Annotated in this window: 17 protein-coding genes and 2 tRNA genes; 8 read left to right on the top strand and 11 right to left on the bottom strand. The window is 39.2% G+C overall.

The features are described 5' to 3' along the window. The first annotated feature begins 349 nt into the window (after window positions 1-349). From DQN48_RS07715 to DQN48_RS06395, 5 genes are all read left to right on the top strand, one after another. Window positions 350-769, top strand: a complete 420-nt coding sequence (locus tag DQN48_RS07715) for a rhodanese-like domain-containing protein (RefSeq protein ID WP_158303475.1) — start codon at window positions 350-352, stop codon at window positions 767-769. Beyond that, a complete protein-coding gene (dndC, locus tag DQN48_RS06410) occupies window positions 681-2,075 on the top strand; it encodes a DNA phosphorothioation system sulfurtransferase DndC (protein WP_013023537.1) in 1,395 nt (464 codons plus the stop codon). Before DQN48_RS07715 ends, dndC begins: the two co-directional genes overlap by 89 nt. Further along, window positions 2,076-4,067, top strand: a complete 1,992-nt coding sequence (locus tag DQN48_RS07710; protein WP_013023536.1) for a hypothetical protein — start codon at window positions 2,076-2,078, stop codon at window positions 4,065-4,067. A gap of 9 nt (window positions 4,068-4,076) precedes the next feature. Further along, window positions 4,077-5,528, top strand: coding sequence for an FtsK/SpoIIIE domain-containing protein (locus tag DQN48_RS06400; protein WP_013023535.1), 1,452 nt, complete (start codon window positions 4,077-4,079; stop codon window positions 5,526-5,528). A 425-nt stretch (window positions 5,529-5,953) separates the two neighbouring features. Then, a complete protein-coding gene (locus DQN48_RS06395; RefSeq protein WP_013023533.1) occupies window positions 5,954-7,771 on the top strand; it encodes a DUF1561 family protein in 1,818 nt (605 codons plus the stop codon). A gap of 490 nt (window positions 7,772-8,261) precedes the next feature. Here the strand turns inward: DQN48_RS06395 and DQN48_RS06390 are convergent, their stop codons facing one another. Then, entirely contained in the window at window positions 8,262-9,263 is a 1,002-nt protein-coding gene (locus DQN48_RS06390; RefSeq protein WP_013023532.1) for a VWA domain-containing protein, read from the bottom strand. 150 nt (window positions 9,264-9,413) lie between these two features. Between DQN48_RS06390 and DQN48_RS06385 the strand changes: the two genes are divergently transcribed. After that, entirely contained in the window at window positions 9,414-10,355 is a 942-nt protein-coding gene (locus DQN48_RS06385) for an HTH domain-containing protein (protein WP_013023531.1), read from the top strand. Between the two features lie 195 nt (window positions 10,356-10,550). Here DQN48_RS06385 and DQN48_RS06380 read toward each other — a convergent pair whose 3' ends face one another. From DQN48_RS06380 to DQN48_RS06365, 3 genes are all read right to left on the bottom strand, one after another. After that, window positions 10,551-10,997 (bottom strand): DUF302 domain-containing protein, encoded by a 447-nt coding sequence (locus tag DQN48_RS06380; RefSeq protein ID WP_013023530.1) that lies wholly within the window; start codon window positions 10,995-10,997, stop codon window positions 10,551-10,553. Between the two features lie 298 nt (window positions 10,998-11,295). Continuing rightward, window positions 11,296-12,156, bottom strand: a complete 861-nt coding sequence (locus DQN48_RS06370) for an alpha-1,2-fucosyltransferase (protein WP_013023529.1) — start codon at window positions 12,154-12,156, stop codon at window positions 11,296-11,298. A gap of 162 nt (window positions 12,157-12,318) precedes the next feature. After that, a complete protein-coding gene (locus DQN48_RS06365) occupies window positions 12,319-12,594 on the bottom strand; it encodes a hypothetical protein (RefSeq protein WP_145980444.1) in 276 nt (91 codons plus the stop codon). 63 nt (window positions 12,595-12,657) lie between these two features. Between DQN48_RS06365 and DQN48_RS06360 the strand changes: the two genes are divergently transcribed. After that, the gene (locus DQN48_RS06360) at window positions 12,658-13,581 is read left to right on the top strand and encodes a family 6 glucosyltransferase (RefSeq protein ID WP_081441298.1); all 924 of its coding nucleotides are present in this window, start codon (window positions 12,658-12,660) and stop codon (window positions 13,579-13,581) included. A 207-nt stretch (window positions 13,582-13,788) separates the two neighbouring features. On the opposite strand, the gene DQN48_RS06350 is transcribed toward DQN48_RS06360, so the two are convergent. From DQN48_RS06350 to DQN48_RS07705, 3 genes are all read right to left on the bottom strand, one after another. Continuing rightward, window positions 13,789-13,865, bottom strand: a tRNA-Met gene (locus DQN48_RS06350). Window positions 13,866-13,871: 6 nt separating this feature from the next. Then, window positions 13,872-13,946, bottom strand: a tRNA-Gln gene (locus DQN48_RS06345). A gap of 148 nt (window positions 13,947-14,094) precedes the next feature. Continuing rightward, on the bottom strand, window positions 14,095-14,271 hold the full coding sequence (locus DQN48_RS07705) for a hypothetical protein (RefSeq protein ID WP_158303474.1): 177 nt from the start codon (window positions 14,269-14,271) through the stop codon (window positions 14,095-14,097). Between the two features lie 469 nt (window positions 14,272-14,740). On the opposite strand from DQN48_RS07705, the gene DQN48_RS06335 reads away from it, so the two are divergent. Further along, a complete protein-coding gene (locus tag DQN48_RS06335; RefSeq protein ID WP_013023527.1) occupies window positions 14,741-15,769 on the top strand; it encodes a bifunctional 3,4-dihydroxy-2-butanone 4-phosphate synthase/GTP cyclohydrolase II in 1,029 nt (342 codons plus the stop codon). A 20-nt stretch (window positions 15,770-15,789) separates the two neighbouring features. Here DQN48_RS06335 and fic read toward each other — a convergent pair whose 3' ends face one another. The 4 genes from fic to DQN48_RS07845 all read right to left on the bottom strand — a co-directional run bounded on the left by fic (window position 15,790) and on the right by DQN48_RS07845 (window position 18,656). Beyond that, on the bottom strand, window positions 15,790-16,323 hold the full coding sequence (gene fic / locus DQN48_RS06330) for a protein adenylyltransferase Fic (RefSeq protein WP_013023526.1): 534 nt from the start codon (window positions 16,321-16,323) through the stop codon (window positions 15,790-15,792). A 71-nt stretch (window positions 16,324-16,394) separates the two neighbouring features. Continuing rightward, window positions 16,395-16,808 carry a hypothetical protein gene (locus DQN48_RS06325; RefSeq protein ID WP_013023525.1) on the bottom strand — a complete coding sequence of 138 codons (414 nt, stop codon included), beginning with the start codon at window positions 16,806-16,808 and terminating at the stop codon, window positions 16,395-16,397. Between the two features lie 167 nt (window positions 16,809-16,975). Then, window positions 16,976-17,251: a hypothetical protein gene (locus DQN48_RS06320; RefSeq protein WP_041913188.1), complete on the bottom strand. Its 276-nt coding sequence runs from the start codon at window positions 17,249-17,251 to the stop codon at window positions 16,976-16,978. Continuing rightward, complete coding sequence (locus DQN48_RS07845; RefSeq protein WP_425348501.1) at window positions 17,244-18,656, bottom strand: TaqI-like C-terminal specificity domain-containing protein; 1,413 nt, start codon at window positions 18,654-18,656, stop codon at window positions 17,244-17,246. The genes DQN48_RS06320 and DQN48_RS07845 overlap by 8 nt, the downstream gene beginning before the upstream one ends. Between the last annotated feature and the right edge of the window lie 379 nt (window positions 18,657-19,035).

The following is a 19,035-nucleotide window of genomic DNA, read 5'->3' as shown; positions in this document are numbered from 1 at the left end:
GAAAAGGATCCCCTCGAAACATATAACAGGGCTATGCAACAAAATCAAGTATGAGAATCGCGATTCCTAGGGCTTAGATGGATCCTGCGAGCAAATAGGATAAAATCGCACCTGTGTAACAATTAAGTCAGAGTGATGTCAAGAGGAGTGATTTGTCATAACCAGATCGATGAAGGGGGTAAAAATGAATGATTGCAGCCATTGCCTCCTGGATTGATGCAAAATAAAATATAAGCAATGGTTTTGCTATATTTTCTATTTTGTCTATGTTTTAAACAATGAAGCCGCGATTTTAGAGTTTTCCGTTATAATAGCGCCTGAGAATTTAGATGACCAGTGAGGAGTGATTTTGCAAGTTAAGGCTTTGAGTCCAAGTGAATTTGTGTTTAAAATCAGCTCTCTTGTGGTAATCGATACAAGAAATAGAGTTTCCTTTCTCTCAAGGCATATTAAAGATTCTTTGAATTTGCAAAATTACAATTTAATTCTTAATATTTTAGATAAAAATAAAATTTTTAAGCCAGTCTGCTTTGTGTGTTTCTCTAGTAGAAATGCAAAAAAAGCGGCTTATCAATTTGTATCCTTAAATCCAAGTTATCAGCATGCATATACATATTACTTAGAATCTAGTATTATGGAACTTGATGGGCTTGTGGAATTTGTAGAATTTCATTCAACCAATGATTTTTCATCCACCATTTCGCCCATTCCCCCCCCATATCTGTGCCACTTATCCAACCAAACAACAGAGTCTAATCGCCCACACTAAAAACGAATTAAAAGAGAAATTTTTAAGCACAAGTAGAACTTTTGTGATTGCATTTAGTGGTGGAAAAGATTCAACTTGTGTCTTGCAACTTTTTTATGAAATGCTTGCATCGCTCCCCAAACATTTGCAAAGGCAAAGCTATGCCATAGCTTCAAATACGCTTGTAGAAGCCCCTCACATAGAGCGTTTTTTGCAAAGGGTAATCCATTCTATCAACTTACATGCTATGCAAAATAATATCCCCTTTGAAGTGTTGCAGGTTACGCCGGAACTAAAAGATGACTTTTTTGTAAATCTCATTGGCAAGGGTTATCCTAGTCCTACGCGCACATTTCGTTGGTGCACTGATAGACTAAAGATTACTCCAAGCAAAAATACAATTGCACAAATCACAAAAAAGCATGGTTTGGCTCTATTGGTGCTTGGTACTAGAGAAGCAGAATCCAGCAATAGAAAAAAATCTATGCAAAAAAGAGTGTTGGATGATCATGGATTCTCAAAACATGAGGATTACCCAGACACGATGATTTATGCCCCTTTATCCAAATGGGACACAGATTTGGTTTGGACCTATCTTAGTACACATAAGCCTTTGTGGGATATGTCTCATGGCGAGCTTTTTAGGCTTTATGCCAAAGCAAGTGGGGAAGAATGCCAATTCATTACACATTTGGCACAAAGTAGCTGTGGAGGCAGTCGCTTTGGTTGTTGGGTTTGTACAGTGGTGAGCGAAGATAAATCTTTGCAGGGCTTTATTGATACAGGCGAAGAGCATCTTAAACCCTTAAATGAATTTAGAAACTACATTAAAGCCCTGCGGGAAGATCCAAATGCTAGGGCAGATTATAGACGAGATGGCAGGGTGGCTTATAGGGTTGGTGGGCGTGGAGCATTCTTGAGTCATATTAGGATTGAGATTCTAGAGAAATTGCTTGCATGTGAAAAGGCATTTTTGAGTCTTGGTGGAGAGGGAGAGCTCATTAGCAAAGAACAGATTCTAGCCATACAAAGAGAGTGGAATAAAGATTTTGATTTTCATGAAAGTGCTTTGAGGCTTGGAATCAAATACAATAAGGGAGTAAGTATGAATGAAAATAAAAGCAAAATTTTACAGGAGGAAATCATTGATGAGATTTGTGCCTCAACAGAAAACGCAATTGTTGACCCTAGGGATATAAAAGCATTGTTAAAGGAGAGTATTAATATACATAATAACTATGCAATTAAGGGTAGAAATAATGCAGGACAACGCATTGGCGAGGAAATTAAAAAGCTCCTTGATGACAAAAGTAGCAAGGAGGCATGAGTGTTTATACAAAAGATAAGTATCTGCAATTTATTTGCATATTATGGCAAGGTGGATGTAGAATTTAGACAAAATGATTCAAAAAATCTCTACTGCATTTATGGGGATAATGGCTTTGGCAAAACGAGCTTTATCAGATGTGCGAAATTGCTATTTTTAGGTCTTGATAGTGCAATAGTTCAGCGATTTTATAAAAAGGATATAGGGCAAAAGCAGCTGCTTTTTGGCAATAATGAGTGGAGTGGCATTATCAATAAATCTGCGTTAAAAGAAGGGCTGGATGAATATTATGTAGCATTTGAGGGGTTGCTTGATGATGGGCCATTTTGCCTTAAGCGAAGCTTTGAGGACGTATTGCAAAGAGAAATCAAAGAGTGCTTGTATCTTGAAATTGATGGCGAGGTCTACATGGATGACTTAGCAAGAGAGAGGCTAAATCGTATTCTTCCTAGCTTATTTGTTGAGTTTTTCTTTTTTGATGGAGAAGAGATAGAGGAAATCTCAAATAACATTCATTCGGGATTGAGGGAAAAAATGGAGTCGATTTTGCAGATTACCCCTGTGGATCTGTTGATACAAGGGCTTCGGACAACGAAAAAAAACCTAATATTGCAGCAAGAGAAGAATCAAGAAACAAAAGACCATCTATCCCTCCTTGATTCAAGGATTGAACATCAAAACAAGGAACTAGAAATATCAGAATCTATTATTCAGAGATTTTCAGACACAGAAAAACAAAAGCTAGAGGAAAAAGAGCGTTTAAAAATAGATCTGCAAGATCTCATAGCAAACAACGACATACAAAGACGAGATTTAATCCATGAAAAAGATAGGATTGATGCGCAAATGCAGCAACAAAAAGCAGATCTAAAAGACAACCTAAAATACATCGTGCCATTAGCAAATAGGAAGATCCTGCAAGAATTGGAGCAACATATAGAAGCTCTAAAAGAGCATACTGATAGAAAAGATATAGAGGGGTATAAAAGATGTGTTGAAAAAATTAGTCGCGATATGCTGGATGGCGTTATTGGCAAATATTCCACAACAGACCAACAGAAAAAATCCCTTGGAGATATTGTTCTAGGGGTTTTGAAAGATTTGGAGCATAGGCTATCAGAGGAGGGTTATCCACAAGGTATTTTGCCCAATGAGGCAATCCAATCGATTACTAGCAATCTCATAAGAATAGAATCCAGTGCATTAGAGAAGCATGTAGAATCTCTGTGCAAACTCAAAAAGGATCTCAGATACGTCAAGGAACGCATCGATGAGCTCAATGTAGATGATGTGTTAGCTGCCAAAAAAGAAGAGATCCAATTCAGTATAAAAGAATTGGAAGATGAAATAAAGAAGAAACAAGAGGAAAAAGAGAGTAAAAAAGAGGAGTGCAGAAGATTGAAAGATGGGATTGATCGGTCTCAAAAAGAGAGGGATTTGCTTTACTCTAAAATTAACACTGAACGAATAGAAAAGCAGCTTGAGATTCTCCGTGGGCTAGAGAAAATCTTTGAGGCATACAAACAAAGGCTCATATTAACACTAAAAGACAACCTATGCGATGGAATCTTAAGGCATTATAAAAAGCTCATCCCTAATGACAATCTAGCAAAAATAGAGATTGATTCTAATTTTAAAATCACAATCAAGGATTTAAATGATGAGATGATTAATGTCGCAAATCAAAGCAGTGGGCAAAAGCAGATTCTAGCCATTGCTATATTTTGGACACTTAGTGCTTTATCAGGATCGAAAATCCCTTTAATCATTGATACTCCGCTATCGCGCATTGATGCCACAAATCGCCACAATATCATCACAAATTACTATCATCAAAATAATCAAGTCATCATTCTGCCACATAATGGTGAAATGACAATCAGAGAATATGAGGTCGCACAAGACTCTATTGCTGGATTATATAAGATAGAAAATTCTGATGATAGGGGACATGCAAAAATCAAAGCAGCACAAAAAGATGCAGTATTGTAAGGAGAAAAAATGGCAGATTTTTATAGTAATGTCACAGAAGAAAGCTTGATTTATCGAGTAAGCAAAGAGGGTCTAGGTTTTGAAGAAGGAGAGATGCCAAAATATTTTATTTTGCGATTGGCATTGGCCCTGGCTTTGAGACTAAAGACAGAGCCACTAAACTCAAGAGTATGGGAGGACAAGAGATTGGGGGGATCAAGGGCAGGGGGAAAGGAGTATAACTTAGAGCAGTTAACAGGCAAAAGCAAGGAAAGTGATGATTATGATATGTTGCACAGAGCGATGCTTTATTGGAAGTTTAGGGAATATCTGAGTGAAGATTTTTTTCACAATGACAAAGCTTATATCGACTTACTTACAAAAAATATCCAAAGAGGCTTATATGAGATCTATCACTCTTGGAAAAATAAAGATTGCTTTTATCAATGGTGCAAGGATAAGTTTGAGTTTCTGCCTACAAAATCTAGTTTTGAGGAGCTTAAAGATTCTGGTTTAGCAGCCAAAGATTCTAGCTTATTTGATAAGATAGAGGCATATTGTAAGGATTTTGCCATCAAGATTTTGCATATGGGTACGACCCAGTCTTATAGGCATGATATCTGCAAAATAGAAGTAAAGGATTTTGATAAGCTTCAGGCTTTTGATCAAAGATCAAAACAACTAAGTCATGCATTAGGCTTTGAGGTGAAGACTTCCCCCTGTGCTGGTATGCCAAGGTGCTTTAATATCATAAAAGCAAGAGAGGAAAGGGAGTGGAAATATCCAAGTGTAAGTGAGTGCAAAAATGCATTAAAAGGGTTGAGGGAGCATGGGAAATTAGCCATTCTAGCGGGGTTTGATATTGAGGCAAAGCCATTTTATTTTGATTTGGCAAGGGCGGTGCATTTGCTTGTAGCAGGGACAACAGGGAGTGGAAAAACCATTTTACTCAATAATTTTGCAAGGTGCTTGCTGCTGCATGAAGATGTGGATGTGGTGGTCATAGACCCAAAAGGAGGCATAGATTATAATGCGAGTGATATTAGATTAATAAAGGATTCCAAAGAAGCAATAGCTTTTTTAGAAACCTTGCTTGATGAGATGAAGAAGCGATATGAATCCATGCAAGAAAATAAAAGCATAGAACGCTATAAGGTTGTCATTGTAGATGAATTGAATTTCCTCATTACAGAAAATAAGCAAATAGGTGAGGAATTGGCAAAACAAGCGCTCATAGCAAGACAGGCAGGCATTCATCTCATCCTTGCCACACAAAATCCTGATGCAAAAAGTCTAAGCAGAAATTTACGCACGAATATGCCAAGCCGCATAGCCTTAAGGGTGGCAAAAGCGGTGGATTCTAACATTATACTTGATGAGCCGGGGGCTGAAAAACTCACAGGCAAAGGTGAAATGCTGATACGACTAGAGGGCCTGAGCGAGGTAAAGAGGGTATTTGGGTTGGGACAGCAAATCGGATAAAAATGATTTAATGGCAATGATGAAAATTTCTATTAAAAATATTGGAATGCCTGATAAGGCAGAAAACGCTTTAAAAAATCAAGAAAAGCACAATGCGCACCGCCCATCACTTCCCCACTTTATAATGTCGCACAATTCTCAAAACTAGGATGATAACCTTGAATTCAAAGCTTATTGCGATGATAAAAGCCATACAGAATCTATGGAGCTTGAGAGGATGTAGTGCTTTGTGTGAAAAAACATCATAAATGGTGTGGCGATACAAGCTTTAGGGGCTATTGTGTAAGCGTGACTTCAAATCGCATGATGATTGGGTAATAAAAAAGCCGGTAATAGCTTTGCAGAGTTGTAGACTTTAGCAATAGAAGTATTTAAGGTTGAAAAGAATAAAATTTCTTGGTCATTTTTTAAATATGAGGATTAGCATGAATTTTAAATTTTTATTTGTAGGTTTTTTGATTTATCTTTTGCCGCTTTTTGCTGCAAATCAGCCAATAAAAGTAAAATTGCACGATGGTAAGGAATATTGCTATAGGCCTGTTTTTAGCGGTGGCGAGGGCTTGGTGTATATTGATTATTGCAAGAATGCTCCTCCAGCTCAATATGATGTTTTTGGCAGGGTTGCATGGAGGGTGAATGCAAAATGGCTTTGTATGAGTGCGCCAGCTACTGTGAGTGGTATTGGTGAGCGTATCAATAGCCACTGGGGGCGACTTGTGCTTCGTCCCTGCGTCATCAATGATAAAAATCAGCAGTGGATTATAAAAGATGGAGGATTTCACACATTTGACTCGCGCTTTAGGGTGAAAGATGATAAGTGGTATGCCTACATTTCCACCAAAAAAGGAGATAAATACGATCACTCTTTAAGCAACATAGAGCAGTTACAAAAAATCGATCCCGCAGTGAATTTGAGTCTTAAGACTTTCCTAGCTTGGTCTTTTGTCTCTTATGCACAATTTTCCCTTTACTATCTACAAAATAATCAGTCCTTTCAGGACAGTTTGGTGTGGTTTGTGTATAACCCAGAAAATGGGCACATAGCACAATACAATCAAAGAAATGGCTCTCAAGTTTGCCTCACTTCAAAGCAAGGAAAAGCGGATTGGGGCTTTGTTGCGTGGGAGGATTGTAGCGATAAAGTGCTTGAAAAAGACAATAAATATTGGGAATTTTTCTTGCTTAGTGGGAGTGATGGGGCCATCAAGGATAAGGATGGGAATTTCCTAAGAATCGCTCAGTATGGACCAAATTGGGGCGTGCCTTATACTAGTAAGAAAGGGCGGCTAGAAAAAGATGTGAAGCGCTCGCCAAAGTCGCTTTTTCTTTTTAGTGCAGATATTGAAAACTGGTATCGATTTGTGAATGCAAATCTTAGTTATTCTCTTAGCAATTGCCCTCCCAATAAACACCGCTCCAAACGCACTTTACCACCAAATTTTAGCCTCAATGATGAGTGGAAAAGACGCCTTTGGCAGATTGCAAGCTCGAGTGATGGGAGTGATGCCCATAGTGGAAGATGTGGCATTTGTCTATTGCAAAGCTATCAGATTCTAGCCGAACTACAAAGCCACCACAACAGCCCCCTTGAGAGTGGTGGCTACTTTTTTGACACTGCTCCCAATACAAACCCCTTTCAATCCTTTAGACAGCGTAATTTTATTCTTAGCAGCAGATTGCAAGAAATAGGTGATTCGCTAGAGGTTCCGCTTGTGTCGCTTGAGGATTTGCGCTCACGCACCATTAGGGCATATCACTCTATGGCATTGGTTATGCTGCCAAATTATGAATGGGAATTTTCTAGCTTTGCAAACACCAGAGATACCATCATGCAGAGCTTAAGAGGACTTTTTAATGCTCCTGTTGGCACCCTGTGGATTGCCAACCTCTATCTAAGAGACGCGCAGGGTGGAAATGCGGGACATGCACAGCCTATTCTAAGGACAACAGAGGGGCTTTTGTTTATTCCTACAAATACACCCAATGTGAGCCTTCAAACCTACAGGGCAGCATTGGAGCGCTCATTAGCAAGAAATGCGGAGGAGGCTTTTAGGGTTGTATCAACAGAGGGAGAGATTCAGATATTTTTAAGTATGCGCTTAGTAAGAGAGCATCAAAACCCATTTAATGTCCTCTCAACATACAACTGCACTGGATTAGGCGAGGATAGAATGGGTAGTGGAGGTCTAATCCGTAGTCAAAGCATTAATACCTGCGATGGTAAAAGATGTCTGATACAGTAATGAGATGCCCTATAAGGAGCTAACTTAAAGCATGCTAGAAATGGAATCTATGGATAGGGAAGAGATGGAGGGGGGGTGCTTTTGTAAAAAGGCAAGTGGCAGAAAATAGCTAGGAAAAGCATAAAACATTGACTAGCCCCAATAACCAGCAAAAGAAATATCTTTAAAAAAGATTACTCATCAAAGAAATAAATTTTAGAGAATCTTGAAATCCTAGAGAATATGCACTAAACCTCCCTTGATTTTCCCTCATCAAGGCCAGTGCCTCCTTTTGGATTCCCCAACACGATGACCTTGGTGGGATAGTGGCTCACCCATATCCTTTATGCCAGTCATCAAAGCTTAGGAATGAATTTTCTACCCAATGATGAAAAGGCCTTTGGAGGTGTAGGGGTTGTTTGCGAAGTGGCTAGATTGGAATCTATTGGAGCGCCCTTGCAAGCGCAGCAAAAAGCGCAAAAATAGCGGGTTGCTTTTTGTGATTTTTTGATTAGCTTGGTGGATTATCTGGGTCTGGTAGTTTATGTGCTTTGCTTGGGCGGATTTGCTTATCTATCTCTAGCATATCAATTTCTACTTCATCATTAATTTGTGTTAGCAAAGTCTTTTTAAAGCTATAATCATCTTGTATGTGATAATACCGCCCGTTTGTAATTGTGGCGAGATTTTTTAGAAAGTCGAGATCCTTGTGAATTGAAAAGCAATGGATTTTTACATTATTTTCATCGCTACCACCGCTGTTTTTGGAGATATTTAGGTTGAGATTCTTTGTAATACTTAGCATTTTTTGTTCATTGTGTGGGTCGCTCGCACTTGCGTCTGTGATAAGGTAGATTTCTTTTTTGAGGTGATTGTCTTTTGTGAAATCTTTCATCGCCTTAATGAGTGAGAGATTTAGCATTCTTGTATCAGAGTCCTTTGTTTTGATGCGGTTTAGAGAATCTTCTAGGGATTGTGTGTCATAGGATATGCCTAGATGATTGGAATCAAGGCTTGAGAAGCCTATCACACTCGCCTTTGCATGGGTATTGTTTTTGAAGAGATATTTGCCGATAAAGGGGGCAATGCTTTTTAGCACATCCACATAATATTGCATGCTTTTTGTCGTGCATAAGACGATGGCTATTTCTTTTGTGGGGATTTTCCCTAAGCTTATATTTAGCATTCCATTCGTGTAGTTTATGATAGTAAAGCTCTGGTTTGTGCAAATGGAAACAACCTTTAGGCTATCGCCGCTAAATTCGTAAGAAAAAGCCCTATCATCGCTGATATATGCGCCATTTTCATAGATTCCCCCATGCAAGATTCTGCCAAGAAAGACAACATCGCCAACCTTATCCTTTGCATTGAGTATGCCATTATCTGCGACAAAATAGCGATTTTTCTTTGGTTGGGTTATCACCATACTTTGAAAATCCTTGCAGTCCACACCAACAATAAGCCTTTTTAACGCCTTGTCTATGAAGTCTTGATTTAAGTCTATGTTATTCATTCACCATCCTTAATATTTTGTGCTCTTAATTATAGCAGGGCAAGCTTGTAGTACTTAGAAAAGGAGCGCTGACACAAACAAAGGCTATAGTGGGTGAGATTTTCAATCAAGCCTTTGGGTAAAATTCATAAAATCAAAAAAAGGAAGAACATGACTTATAAAGATTTGGCAGAAGAGGTTTTAAAGCAGGCAGAGAGACCTTTGAGTGGTCAGGAAATTTGGACAAGGGCCTGTGAAATGGGGCTAGATAAAAAACTCTCAAGTGTAAGAAACCCAACTATTGAGGGTTTCTGGATGTGGATGTGGCGATACGTTCAGGAGAGAGGAGGCGAGAGGGATTTTATCTTTGCTTCCAAAAGACCTTTTACTTATTGGCTCAAAGCTAGGGAGAGTGAGCTTCCTCATTTGAAAATCGATCCTACATTGGAGGAGAAAACCCAGGAAAAAAAGAGGCCATTTCATGAAAGGGATCTGCATCCCTTGCTTGTGAAATTTCTCCATGAAAATCCCAACTTCAATCTCCAATGCAAAACCATCTATCATGAAAAAAGCAAAAAAGCAGCCTCTGGCAAGGACAAATGGAACTATCCTGATGTCGTGGGCGTGTACTTTCCCTATAAGGATTATGAGAAAGAGACCTTGAGATTTTTGCACAACATGGGGCAGAATAGCTACAAAATCTTTAGTTTTGAGCTCAAGATTGGTCTTGATTTTTCCAATCTAAAGGAAAGTTATTTCCAAACAGTAAGTAATTCTAGCTGGGCCAATGAGGGGTATTTGGTAGTTTTTGAAGACATTGATGAGGAGGTTTTGAGTGAGCTTAGGCGACTCAATCAGAGCTTTGGCATAGGGGTGATCAAGCTAGAAGAGCAGACCCTGGACTCTAAAATCTTGCTTAGTTCCAAAGAGAGGGAGATGGATGTGCAGACGCTGAATATGCTTCTAGAGAAAAATAGTGATTTTGAGGAATTTATCAAAGATGTCAATAAGCAGATCCAAGCGGGGTTTGAAACAGAGATTAAGGCGAAGTTTGACAAGGTGCTGGATGATGAGGAGATACAAGAGCATGTCAAAAAACAGCTTGGAAAATGAGAACTTTGCAAGAGCTCTGCTCGCTATTTTTAAGCACTGTGAGTAAGTTTTTTAGTTTGTAAGTTTTTGCGCGCTGTAAGTTCCTTAGAGTGGGTGTTACTTGCGATTCCTGCGCAGTGCGCACGGTTGCCAATCGCAAGCTCCAAATCCATGCGCCTATCTGGCTGTGCGCGCCTCTATCTTGTCCAAAGCTGCTTATTTTGTGGCATTTTGCAGGATTTGTTCTAAGAGTTTTGCAATATTATCAATCACTTTTTGATTTTTTATGCCATATTTTTTCGCGATGCCTCTGATGTCTGTGGCACTTACAAACACCTTCCCGCTTTTATCCTGCCATATGGCGATTTTTAGGGGTAGCTCGATGGCTATCTTTTGATTTTCCCTCATCAAGGCAGTGCCCACTTTTGGATTTCCAAACACGATTACCTTGGTGGGATTGAGTGGCTCACCCACATCCTTTGCCCAGTCAGAATGCTTAAATTCCGCAAAAATCGCGATGTTTTTCTCTTTGAGAAATTTCTCTATATTTTCATATGTCGTTTCAAAATTCTGTTTGCTTTGGACCACTTTTCCACCTTCCTTTGCAGAGATCGTGCCTGCTATGCCAAACACGAGGATGATTGCATAGAACAGATTTTTCATAACTTGCCTTTTTGTTGGAATGAGGACCATTATAGGGGCTATTATTTAATCATTGATTCTTTTTCTAGAGTTTTATTTCCTTGACTTTAGGGTTGTGCCATCCAGGAGAGTTTTTGCGCATGATTCTTGCGCTCGCTTTTGGATGTTGCTACTCCTATGCCAGCGCAATCCATTTGGCGCAATTTTGCTTTGGCCTTTATCCTCTTGCGCACTAGAATGCACACAGGATCTTCCCGCGGCCTGGGGGGGATTTGCTGGCGGGATAGAAGCGGTCAGGGGATAGAAGCGTAAAAATTGCTCAAGATTTTGTCTCAAATTGGGATTCTATCTTCACCCAATCCTTGCAAAGGATATTTTCATTGCCATAGATCCAGTGGCTTGGTCCAATAATGATTTTTTCTGGATTTTTTATCAAATATGCCGCCCACCAACTATAGGTACTATTTGTGATAATGCCATGCTTGCAAGATTGCATCAGCATCATATCCCAATGCGCCGCCCCATCCCTTGTGGTCATATCCACAAAGGGATAGCCAAGATCAAGATTCTGCACAAATTCCAAATCCTCGCAAAATAAAAATAGCTCCAAATTTTGCACGCGCTTGGCCATATATGCAATGGCGCGTAGTTGGTAGCTGATATCAAGTTGCCAGCCAAGTCTCATATAATCCCCTCGCCTTATATGCACAAATACGCTATTTTTTGCCGCCAAAATCTGAGAGAGTTTGCGGCTATATTGCTCTGCATGCTCTGTGGGGTGAGGCAGGGTGAATGTTTGCTTAATCAGGGGAGAGATGTCTTCAAAATATCTTGGATCTTGGAAATAGCCATGAAAATAAGCAATGCGACTTGGCTCAAACAGCTCTGGCATGTATTCAAACACGATTTCCTTGCTGACTCTGCCTAGACCCATACGTCTGAGCGCACCTCTCACTAGCCTTGGCAGGTTTTGCATATGGGCAGCAGCAATTTGCTGTGCACTAGCACATTGCAAATCGATGGGAAAAAGATGCAATCCCAATTCCCGATTGCCATAATCAAACCAGGTGGTATCAAGTAGCACGGGTATATTGAGATGTGTTTGCAAACTCTTGGCAAAAGCGTATTGAAACATCTGATTTCCAAGTCCTCCATGCACTTGCACAATCTTAAAATCCATCTAACTCCCTTGCAATGCTTCAAATAAAACTCAAGATTCTAGCCAATCCAAGGCTCTTTTTCAAGGAAAAAATGCTTGCTTTTAGCGGGGGGGGGGGGATTTAGTGCTTTTTTAAGCGCGGATTTTACGCGATTTTATCGCCTTTTTGGGATTTTTAAACTTTTAGCTTTGTGCGGGGTTTTGGTGTAGGGTTTTTTTGGGGTTGTGATTTTTAAAGGGCTGAGGACTTTTGAGCTTTTTGGGGTTTGTGTTATTGATGTGTCTTTTTGGATTTTGATAATTAGAGTTGCGCAAGGATTTTACAGGGGTTTTATCATTTTTAAGGGCTTTAGGAGTTTTTGTGTGATGCAATTGAGCTTTTTGCGTTGTTTTTGCACGCTGTTTTTTGGTGTCATGAAGCGAATTTTGCTCCCATCGTGCAAAAATCTCGCCCATCAAAATCAATCTTTTGGTTTATTGGAGGTATAATTGTGGTTTATCTAAAACTCAAACAAGAAAGAGATGATGCAGTCAACCGCACAAAACACCCAGCAAAACACTCACTTCGCAGGATCCAGCCAGACTACGCCCCAAGCCGCGCAAAGCGTCCAGCAAGCTAGCCTAGCTCTGCCAAAATCCTCTCCCACGTGCTACAAAATCGCCATTCTCTATATTTGTACGGGCGCTTATAGTATTTTTTGGCAGGATTTTTATGACAGCGCTAAAGTCCATCTTCTGCCCGCTCATAGGCTTACATATTTCGTATTCACCGATGCAGATTCCCTCTATGCAGAAGAAGCAAGCGATGTGCGCAAAATCTATCAGGAAAATCTTGGCTGGCCTTTTAATACGCTAAAAAGATTTGAGATGTTCTTAGGCCAAGAAGAGGCCTTGAGGGAATTTGATTTTGTCTTTTTCTTCAATGCAAACTGCCTTTTTTTCCAGCATATCGGCGATGAATTCCTGCCTATAGAAGAGGATATTTTGGTGACCCAGCACTATGGATTTAGGGATGCATCACCAGAATGCTTCACCTATGAGCGCAATCCTAAAAGCTTAGCGTATGTGCCATTTGGCAAGGGGAAGGCTTATGTGTATGGTTCGACAAATGGCGGGAAGGCTGGCGCATTTTTGGCATTGGCACGCACATTGCAGGAACGCATCCAAGAAGACCTCTCCCGGGGCATCATTGCCATATGGCATGATGAAAGCCATCTCAACGCATACATTATTGATCATCCAAATTATAAAATGCTGGACTATGGCTATGGTTTCCCAGAAGGCTATGGGCGCGTGCCAGGGGGAGGGGTATATATCTTTTTGAGAGACAAGAGCAGAGTCATTGATGTCAATGCAATCAAGGGGATGGGCAGTCCTGCTAACAGAAGGCTGAAAAATGCTTTGAGAAAACTAAAGCATTTTTCAAAGCGTCTTCTAGGACGCTAATTTTGGAGTTTGGGAGGGGATTTTTGGGTGGTTTTTATGCGCAGGTAGAATTTTTTAAGTGCGGGCATTTTGGGATTTTGTTGGCGCGGGCTTGCTGGATTGCGAGTGTGAGGCTTCCGGGTTTAAACGTGGGTGGAATTTTAGATTTTCAAGGTTTTTTGAAGTCGTGGAATTTTCAGAGTCTTTGATTTTTGGGATGTGTTGAGATGGTTGCGGGAGGCGGATTTGAACCACCGACCTTTGGGTTATGAGCCCAACGAGCTACCGGGCTGCTCTATCCCGCGATATGTTGGCTGGGGTAAAAGGATTCGAACCTCTGAATGGCTGGACCAAAACCAGCTGCCTTACCGCTTGGCGATACCCCAATAATTTAGCGTACTAAGGAAGCGCAAGTATATTATTTTTTTGTAGCTTTGTCAAGAAGTCCGCTAAAATTCTCCAAACTCTTCTATTGCATCCTTTTGCAGGGTTTTGTTGTTTGTTGAGTATCTTGGCACAATCAAATCTTGCGCATTAAGGTCTAGCAAAATTATTCATGTCATAGCTAGGATTTCTTCCTATCACGTCTCCAAAACTCGCATTTCCAAAAAATGCCAACTTAATAATCCTGGTAGACCCATTCCCTGCAAATTCTCGCAAAATCCAACTTCCCCTAAAGCCCGAATTTTCCTGGATTAAGGAAAAATTCAAATTTTTTGCATACAATCACTTCAGAAAAAAATGATGAAAAATGGAATTAAGAGGTAATATCAAAATAGATGCAAGACCTAGAATTCTTGGAGAATTAGGTGAAAAAATGAGGAGTGATTTGGCAGAAGGATTTGAAAGATAAAAACATAAGCCAATTCCAACAAGTAAGGGGCTTGGAAAAAGTTTAAGGGGTTTTGAAAATAGGAAAACGCGAACCAAAATGCAAAAACTACATCAAGAATCAAAAAAGAATCAGGAGTGGGGCAGGGGGAGTTTTAGAAGCCAGGCCCAAAAAATCTCAAATAGGCTAAAAACCAAGCTTGGTAAATAAAACACAAAGGCCCCAAGGGACTAGAAACGCATGGCCCTGAAAAACTAAAGGAGTCATAAAAGTCAAAGAGTCTAAAAAAGCCAGGAAGGCAAAGGCGAGAAAAAGATAAATATAATCAACCAAAGATAGGAGTAGGAGATGTATCAAGAAAGGGTAGAAGAGGCAATACAGGCATTTCGTAATGGAGAAATGATCATTGTGATGGATGATGAGGATAGGGAAAATGAGGGAGATCTCGTACTAGCTGGGATTTTTAGCACTCCAGAGAAAATCAATTTCATGGCACAAGAAGCACGGGGATTGATTTGTGTGTGTATCACAAAGGAGCTTGCCCAAAAGCTGGACTTGCCACCCATGGTGGCCAATAATGACTCCAATCACACCACTGCCTTCACCGTCTCTATTGATGCCAAAGCAGCAAAAACCGGGATTTCTGCATTTGAGCGAGATATGACCATTGGCCTCTTGTGTGGGGAAAATACTGTGCCTAGTGATTTTGTACGTCCTGGCCATATCTTCCCATTGATCGCCAAAGAAGGCGGCGTGCTTGTGCGCACCGGCCACACAGAAGCAGGCGTAGATCTGTGCAAGATCGCAGGACTAAAGCCTGTAAGTGTGATTTGTGAGATCATGAAGGAAGATGGGTCCATGGCACGCAGGGGAGATAAATTTTTGTTAGATTTTGCACAAAAACACAATCTCAAAATCCTCTATGTCTCAGATCTTGTCGCTCATCGTATGCGCAATGAAAATCTTTTGCAGCTCCTAGATAGCCAAAAGTCAAGCTTTATGGATCTTGCTTGTCAAAAGCAGACATTTTGTGATCATTTTGCAAGGGAGCATATTGCATTTTGCTTTGATGGGGAACAGTTGGAAGTACCTTTGGTGCGATTCCATATTATTCAGGATGATTATTTGCTGCTTGCGCAAAAAGAGAATCTGGATTTCTTGCTTCGCACAGTGGAGAGACTCAGAAAAGAGGGAGGGTATTTGATATTTTTGCGCGATGGAGGCAGCAGGGATGGGGTGGCCAAAAATTTTGGCATCGGAGCGCAACTGCTAAAATGCCTCAATATCAAAAGATTTCGATTAATTACTTCTTCTTCTAGGGAATACAATGCGCTGGGAGGTTTTGATCTCAAGATTGAGGAGAGTATCGAAGTTTGAGATTTTTATCATATCCTGTGCTAAACTTCATAAAAATAAGATTGTTCAATTCCTTTAAAAATGAGGGATTTATCATGAATCTTATTGCTCAAATTTTCTTTAATCAATACTCTTAATTCCAAATCATTAATAGGGCTTCTCTCCATTGCCTGCAAATATTTCCATTTATCAACATTTTGCCAATCCACAATATGCTTGATTTGCTTTTGGAGAATTCTATCAAGCCAAATTCTCATACTTCTTCCATTCCCTTCCATAAATGGATGAGCAATATTCATTTCTACATATTTACTTATAATCTCTTCAAAGCTATTTTGTGGCATAGTTTCAATGACTGCTAAAACTTCCTTGAGATACATTGCGTTTGCAAAGCGAAAGTTGCCTTTTGAGATATTTTTGTCTCGAATTTTCCCTGCAAAATCATAGAGATTTTTAAATAAATGATAATGAATATCTTGTAAACCCTTAAGCGTACCAACTTCTAGGGTATTTATCATTCCGCTTTCAAAGAGCATTTTTGCATTTTCTAGACTTTTTTTGTCAAGCTCTTTCATTTTCTACCCTTGTTGTAGTTTATTTTATTTCAGAATAAATAAGAATAAATATTTTCATCTACTTCTATTTCTTAGATATATCTAAAAGATTGCGGGGCGGTGAAATTCTCATATTCCTTATAAGGGCATAGAGGCTCTTTGTATTTGTTGATATTTTTGATTTTTATTGCATAGGCTACTTGCTTATCTTGAAAATATTGCATATAAAAAGATTTTTTAATGCCTGAATGTCTTTTTGTCTTTTCCCAAACTTCTGCGGGATTGCCTTCTATGATTTCCTCTATCTCAAATTCCCCGATGATTTTTCCACAGGTTTGACTGCAGAAACTGCGCGGCACCTGTTTTCTAAAGAAACTTCGTTTTGTTACATAGACTTGTATGGTTTTAACTTCTTTTTTAAAAAGCACCTTACGATATTCAAATTTTTTCTTGCCATTGAAAATGGCTTTGGCAAATTCAGGCTTAATGGATAATAATACTTTCATTCACCTCTCCAGCTTTTAGAGTTTGCTGGAATTCATCATCATTTAGGGATACGAATCCCCAATAGTTGGGCTTTATACCAAGAATCATGCGCAATGTACCTAAAACCACCCTCTTTTTAAAAGAAACATTATAAGTCATTTTGATGATTTTTGGATATTGCCTACTTTTATAATATTGTTTTAATTGTGCTTTGATAAAAATATCCAAGTTTTAGTTGAATCCAAAGGCGGTGTGTGATGCCTGTGTTGTCGATGGGGGTTTTCCTCTTTGAGATACAGAAAACAAACCAACTCATCTTTTTCGTACAGAATATAGGCTTTTTCACCTTGCAAGGCTTTCTTCTCATACCAACATTAAAACCTTGATAATCCTGCCTCAAGGAATCAAAAAAAGTATCTTGCAAATTAATATCGCCAAAAAGCTTATATTCGATATTAGCCATTGTTGCCTCCTATGATTTTGATTTCTTCGTCTGTGAGATTATATAGTTGGTACACCAAAGAGTCAACATAGAATTCTAAGGTGCTTGTGTCGGATTTGTCATGTTGAGGGCGAATGCCCGAAACATCGCCCTGAGAACCCCTTGATTTTTTGCCTAGAGATTCTTCACTTGCTAACGCAGGTTCAGAATGACAATTTGCCTTGATTACGAGAATCTCATCTACTAGGCTTGTGATTTGTTCTACTATTTTTTGATTGGTTTGTGTGATTTTTGGAATAGGGAGTTTTTCTATATAAATTTTTGCCCCATAAATACCATCACCCAAAGTCGCAGCATTATTTTTTATCCAATATTTTGAAAGACTGGAATTAAGTAAAGCCAAAAGATATTTGATAAAAATATCTTTTGAGCATGTTATCATGAACATAGAATCTAAAATCATATACCCCTTATTATCGTAACTAAAGCAAAGTTCTTGCGAAATTCTATTCCACACAATCTTGCCCTGATACACTCTATCAGAAATTGGATCTTGCAGGAGTCTTGAGAAATTTTGCTGAATTTGTGCTACTTTGTTAGATTCTAAATTTTGAGCAGTTTTACTAGATTCCGCAGGATTTAGGATTTTGAAATCAGTGCTAGCAAATCTTGATTGGATAAAGAGTAGGACTAATTGATAGACTTTATCAATTATTTCAGATCTCTCTCTCTCTCTCTTGCTGCTGAATTCTGATTCGATGATTTTTATCTCCTCTTCATCCAATCCATAAAGCTTATAGATCAGAGAATCTAGATTTTGCTCTAGCTCTTTTGATTGGATTTCCTCTTTTGTCTCTATTTTGTTTTCTGCTTTTGACTTTTGTGTATTTAGCATTTCTTCAAGAGATTTGCGTAATTCTATGATTCTGCTTGCCAAATCCTCAATTTGTGTAAGGATTTTTGCATCTGGATTTTTGGGAATAGGGAGTTTTTCTACAAAAATTTTACTCATCTCATAGCCACTTGCCCCCAAAGTTGCTCCGATTTGCTTAAAATACCAAAAATTTGTCTTAGAGTTTAGAATCGCAGTGAGATAGAGTAATCTATCTTTATCCCTGACATTATCCGTTAAAATAAAGCATTTTTGATTGGTAAAAAATCCTTGTGTATCAAGATGGGCAATAAATTCTTTTGCCATATTTGGATAGATAATTTTGCCTTCATACTGATAATTCGGCACGCTCAATCCCTCACAGAAATAAAAAGCCTCTTTGAGTTCAGATGCAAAATGCTCGCACAAAAGCTTGAGTAAATCAAGCAGCTTTGAGTGGATAGCGCCCACAAGCAACAGCGCAAAGACTATATATTGCCCCCCCCCAATAATTGCTATCTCTTCGCTGCTTAAGCCATAGAGTGCATAGACCATAGAATCTAGTTTAGATTCTAAAATTTTGTAAGCATCGGCTTTGCTTGGATGTGCGACTTTAGTCGCACTCATTTGGTTATTTTGTGTGTCTCCTGCCGCATCTTGCTTGATTTGTATTATTTCTTTGACAAGTTCTACAAAATCATATTCTTGACTCTTGCTAATCTTTGGGATGGGAAGCCGCTCTAAAAATGCCTTTTTGTAGCGATAGCCACTCTCACCTAATCCTCCTCCTGCATAAAAACTCTTAAATGCAAAAGTAGCAAGTTTGGAATGCAAAATCCCTAAAAGATATTCTAAAGAACTCTCAAAACTCTCATTTCCACTCAAAATAAAGCTTGTCGCCTCTGCATAGAAAGCTCCAAACTTAAATTCGCCA

The sequence above is a fragment of the Helicobacter mustelae genome, from assembly GCF_900476215.1.
GTDB lineage: Bacteria > Campylobacterota > Campylobacteria > Campylobacterales > Helicobacteraceae > Helicobacter_H > Helicobacter_H mustelae.
This window is presented reverse-complemented; position numbering and strand designations above follow the sequence as displayed.